The following is a 3,742-nucleotide window of genomic DNA, read 5'->3' on the forward strand; positions in this document are numbered from 1 at the left end:
CGCACCGACGGCGGCCGGCAGCACCGCGAGGAGCGACGCGCTCGCCCGGGTCGCCGCGGCGACCGCACCGAACACGCCGAGGAGCGCGAAGATCCCGCGCCCCCAGCGCGGATGCCGCGACTCGAGCACGCCCGCGAGGGCGCCGACGACCACGAGCACCACGCCCACGCCGATGAGCAGGGCGGCCTTGTCGGCCGTGCCGAAGAGCGCGATCGCGGCATCCTTCGCCCACGGCGGGGCGAGATCGATGAGCAGGCCGCCGATCGACGTGAACGGAGAGGCGGTCGCGGCGATGATCGCCGCCGTGAGCTCGCCCGCTCCGGCGCCGAACGTCGCGGCCGCGACGCCCGCCAGCGCGGGACGCAGCCGTCCGCGGGGCGCACGCTCGTTCGGCATGCCCTCAGGCTACGTCGACCGAGTACGCAGGGCGCCCGCGAGGGCACCGCCGTAAGCGGTTCGTAAGGGTGACGGGTCGGGCCGGCCCGGGGCGCAAGGCCCTACACGACGTGAGGTGTCGCACCTAGCGTGGAGTGCGACGACGGATCCGATCCGTCGCACGAACCGAACTCGAGCGTGAGGAGCACACCATGGCCACCTACGACGTCTCCGACCGATCGGCGATCGTGACGGGAGCCGGCAGCGGCATCGGCCGATCCGTCGCGCTGCTGCTCGCCGCGAACGGCGCGGCCGTGATCGTGAACGACCTCGACGGCGACCACGCGGCGAGCGTCGTCGACGAGATCAGGGCGGCCGGCGGCACCGCCGAGGCATCCGTCGGCGATGTCACCGACCCGGACTGGATCGCGTCGTCCATCGACGCGGCCGCGAACCTCGCCCCGCTGAGGATCGCCGTGAACAACGCCGGCATCGGGGGCGCGAGCGCCCTGATCGGCGACTACCCGGTGGACAGCTGGGACACGGTCATCGCCGTCAACCTCAGCTCCGTCTTCCAGTGCATGCGGGCGCAGCTTCCCGCGATCGCCGGGAACGGTGGCGGCGCGGTCGTCAACATCGCGTCGATCCTCGGCTCGGTGGGGTTCGCGAGCGCGTCGGCCTACGTCAGCGCGAAGCACGGGCTCGTCGGACTCACGAAGAACGCCGCGATCGAGTACGCGGACCAGGGCGTTCGGGTGAACTCGGTCGGCCCCGGCTTCATCAAGACCCCGCTGATCGACGCGAACCTCGACGAGGCCGCCCAGGAGTTCCTCGTCACCAAGCACCCGATCGGACGGCTGGGCGAGCCGGAGGAGGTCGCGGCGCTCGTGGCGTTCCTCGCGAGCGACGCGGCGAGCTTCATCACCGGCAGCTACCACCTCGTCGACGGCGGCTACACGGCGGTGTGACGCGGCGCGGACCCTGCCCCGTCTACGACGGCAGCAGCGGGATCAGTTGATCGGTCAGGAACGCGAGCGACTGCGTCACCGCGCTCATGATCCACCCCAGCACCACGACGGCGGCGGTGACGATCCAGGCGATCGTCTGCTCCTGCCGGGTGCCGATGACGCGCCGGCCCTCGGCGTCCTTCGCGGAGTTCGCGAGCGTGAGCACGAGGTCGACGAGCCACCAGATTCCGAAGCCGCCGATGGTGAGCAGCTTCAGGATGCCGGTGCCGACCTTGCCGAGGTAGAACCGGTCCACGCCGAACACGCCGAGCAGCCACGCGAAGAGCCACGTGGCGATGAAGGAACGGTCCGAGGTCGCGGACCCTGCGGCACGCGCGACCTGAGAGTCCTGGCCCGACGCGGGCCCGGGCGGGTAGGCGGTCATGGCGATCCCCCTTCGTCACGGTCCACGATGCCGTTCGGGTTGCCCGCTGTGCGGGGCCTAGGTCCTGCGGACGGGATCAGGTGTGCGCCGCGAGGAACGCGGCCACCCGCGGTGCCAATCCGGCGCCGATCTCGGCGGCGGGGCGCTTCGCGCCCTTCACCTCGAACGAGTGGTTGGCGCCGTCGATCCAGTCGAGCACCGCCGACGGGGCGAGGTCGGCGACGAGCCGATCGAGCTGCTCGTTCGGGATCGCGAACGGATCGTTGCGGCCCTGCAGGAACAGCATCGGCACCCCGGCGAGCTGGGGGAAGTGCTCGTCACGCGACTTCTCGGGCCGCCCGGGCGGGTGCAGCGGGTACCCGAGGAACACCAGCCCGGCGGCGTCCATTCCGTCGGCGACGGCCATGGACGCCATCCGCCCGCCGAACGACTTGCCCGACGCCCAGACCGGCTCGCCGTCGCCCGCCGCGCGGCGGGCGACGTCCATGACCGCCCGCCAGGCGGCGATCGCGACCGGAGGGCGGTCCGGGAAGCGCCGCCCCGCCGCCCGGTACGGGAAGTCGAAGCGCAGCGTGGCGACGTCGAGGTCGTCGAGCGCCCGGCAGAACCCGGTGAGGAACGGATGGTCCTTGCCGGCTCCCGCACCGTGCGCGACGACGACCGTCGCGGTCGCGCCATCCCGTCGCCGCAGGACCGCCGGCACTTCGCCGATGCCGTCGCCGACGTCGATGGAGAGAGGCCGTTCGTCGTCGCTCATGCGTTCCATGGTGCCCGAGCGGGTGCCGGCCGCACGACCCGCGCGAGCCGGCATGACGACGGCGGGGCCGGGACGACCCGAAACGCCCCGGCCCCGCCTGCTGCGCCCCCGCGCAGCTCCGTGTCACCCGTGCCCGGAGGTCCCCACCCCTCGGTCGTCGCGCGTGAAGCGTCCGGCTCCGATCCGCGCGACGAGGGTGACCACGATGACGATCGCCGCCGCGACCGCTGCGGCGATGCCGGTCGGCGCCGACGCCGGCTCGTCCGTGAGCCGGCCCACCGCGACCCAGGACAGGCCCCAGGCGAGCGACAGCGCCGGGGCGATCCGGCCACGGCCCCACCAGGCCAGCGCGACGCCGACCACTGCCGCGGCGGCGATCACGCCGATCGCCCACGCCTCGGCCGGGAGCCCCCAGCCCTCGAATCCCGCTGCCTGCAGCACCGCGGTCGCGTTCGCGGCGGTCGCGACGATCACCCAGCCCAGGTACAGCCCGATCGAGCCGTCGGTCACGACCGCGTCGACGACGCCGCTCGGAGGCATCCGTCGCAGCTGCACGAAGAGCCACGCGAGGACGACGAGCAGGGCGACGATCACGGGCAGGCTCGCCCACAGCAGGTCGAGCTGCACGACGCCGATCCACACGGCGTTCAGCACGAGCGACGCCGCGACGGCGTAGCCGATCCGACGGTGCCGCGCGCTCGCGCGCTGGGCGGGCAGCACCTGGAAGATCGCGTAGGCGAGCATCCCCGTGTAGATCACGCTCCAGATGCCGAACGCCGACCGTGCCGGCGCGATCAGCGTGGAGTCGGCGTCGAGCCATCCGCCGGCGGCGTCCTGGATCGGCGTGCCGCCCGCGGCGCCGGATCCGATGAATGCGGCCACGATCGCCAGGAGCGACGTCACCAGTACGACGACCTGGCGCACCGTGTCGGCGGCCGTGCCGCGTGCGCTCGGTCGGGTCTCGGAGCGGGTCTCGGTCGATGTCAACGGATGCCTCCCTCGGCCTGCTGCCGCGATCGTCCGACTCGTGGTCGAGGACCGATCGGGCGTTGGTGCGGCCAGCGTACGAAGGCGCGGCGGCGGCGGCGTCAACCGTTCGATTGAATCCGGCGGCCGCGGTCCCACGAGGGCCCGGGCGTGCGCCCGCCCATGAGGCCCGCGGTGCGGCCCGGGTCGGACGACGTGCTCGCGCGCGCGGTGATCGTCGCCGCGAACAGG

4 protein-coding genes and 1 pseudogene are annotated in these 3,742 nt (G+C 73.2%); 1 reads left to right on the forward strand and 4 read right to left on the reverse strand.

Annotation, left to right across the window (positions count from 1 at the left end):
• Positions 1-396: pseudogene (locus tag ESO86_RS13260) on the reverse strand (molybdopterin-dependent oxidoreductase); the annotation flags it as partial.
• A gap of 191 nt (positions 397-587) precedes the next feature.
• Between ESO86_RS13260 and ESO86_RS13265 the strand changes: the two are divergent.
• The gene (locus tag ESO86_RS13265; protein WP_129235447.1) at positions 588-1,343 is read left to right on the forward strand and encodes an SDR family NAD(P)-dependent oxidoreductase; all 756 of its coding nucleotides are present in this window, start codon (positions 588-590) and stop codon (positions 1,341-1,343) included.
• Between the two features lie 22 nt (positions 1,344-1,365).
• Here the strand turns inward: ESO86_RS13265 and ESO86_RS13270 are convergent, their stop codons facing one another.
• The 3 genes from ESO86_RS13270 to ESO86_RS13280 form a co-directional block, all read right to left on the reverse strand.
• Positions 1,366-1,767: a TM2 domain-containing protein gene (locus ESO86_RS13270; protein ID WP_129235448.1), complete on the reverse strand. Its 402-nt coding sequence runs from the start codon at positions 1,765-1,767 to the stop codon at positions 1,366-1,368.
• 76 nt (positions 1,768-1,843) lie between these two features.
• Positions 1,844-2,524: an alpha/beta hydrolase family protein gene (locus ESO86_RS13275; protein WP_129235449.1), complete on the reverse strand. Its 681-nt coding sequence runs from the start codon at positions 2,522-2,524 to the stop codon at positions 1,844-1,846.
• Between the two features lie 123 nt (positions 2,525-2,647).
• Positions 2,648-3,511, reverse strand: coding sequence for a tryptophan-rich sensory protein (locus ESO86_RS13280; protein WP_129235450.1), 864 nt, complete (start codon positions 3,509-3,511; stop codon positions 2,648-2,650).
• Positions 3,512-3,742: the final 231 nt, after the last annotated feature.

Source organism: Agromyces binzhouensis (assembly GCF_004135055.1).
Classification (GTDB): Bacteria; Actinomycetota; Actinomycetes; order Actinomycetales; family Microbacteriaceae; genus Agromyces; species Agromyces binzhouensis.